The sequence below is a fragment of the Methanoregula sp. genome (assembly GCF_002835825.1).
Classification (GTDB): domain Archaea; phylum Halobacteriota; class Methanomicrobia; order Methanomicrobiales; family Methanospirillaceae; genus Methanoregula.
Genome location: NZ_PIZH01000689.1, coordinates 1 through 1024, shown reverse-complemented (window position 1 = coordinate 1024; position 1024 = coordinate 1). Strand labels below are relative to the sequence as shown.

Here is a 1024-nt window from a genome sequence, read left to right as displayed (position 1 = left end):
CGTCTCAAATAATTTCTTTGTGTTTACTTCGGGCGAGTTCATAATACGCCCCGCGTCGTTCACCGACACGAATCAGAAGACCGGCGTCAACGAGTCCTCCGAGATCGCGGCTCGTCGCTTTACGGGCGGCACCGGTAAGACTCTGGCATTCGGTATTGGTAATTCTGGCATGGCTTTTCATGAAGGTAATGATCATCATCTGTCGTTCATTAAGTCCAAATTCAGCCAGCACGGATTCTGTCAGCCAGTCTCTCCAGAGGGTGACAACGAACTGGCCTCCGCGTTGCTCGAAACCCGGTTCCGGAAGACCGGCCTCCTTGCAATACGTGATCATATCGAGCGTCCCGGTACCGGCCTTCTCGATGTAGTGCGTTAAGTACAACGGATGGGCAATGAGCGGGTTGTGAGGAATGGATGGGTGTTCTGTCTTGAGACTGTCGGGTGTCAGGTCCGAGGGCAGGGCACCAGGGTTCCACACTTCTACCCGATCTGCAAAAACCATAACCTGAACTGCTGCTTTGGATGTGTAATCCCGATGGACAACAGCATTGACAAGTGCTTCATGGATAGCAGGGACCGGGATCTCATAGCCGGTATCACTCACCGGTGTTTCATCCCGTGCAGAAACGCGGCGATCAAGTTTTGAAAGTACAAAATCTGCAGCATTGTCCACCTGATCGAAGAGCGTCCCGGTATAAATCTGATAGGAGGGAATTGGTTTCTCGATCTTTGTGCCCCGGAAGCTCAGGCATTTGATCTCCGCTGCTGGGAGAAAGTGATGACTGTTTTTCCCGAAGAGAAGTATCGCTGCGTGCGTAGGCTGTGATCCATCAAGCAGGTTCAAGTGAGACAGAACCGCCTCTGCCGGTGTGCCTGCCCGGAGCGGAAATTTCCGTTCCTTCTTTGAGACCGAGAGAAACCAGGCGATTTTTTCCGGGGAAATATCAGCGATCGATGCACCGATACATATTGCTTCGTCAAAAGGCTTGTGTCGCAGAAGGCCATTCTCGCTGAGGTACTGGAC

Annotated in this window: 1 protein-coding gene; it reads right to left on the bottom strand. The window is 52.2% G+C overall.

The genetic code is table 11. From position 1 onward, the window contains the following. Positions 1 to 4: 4 nt before the first annotated feature. On the bottom strand, positions 5 to 1024 hold a 1020-nt coding region (locus CW742_RS14455), incomplete at its 5' end, for an ATP-binding protein (protein WP_292421580.1).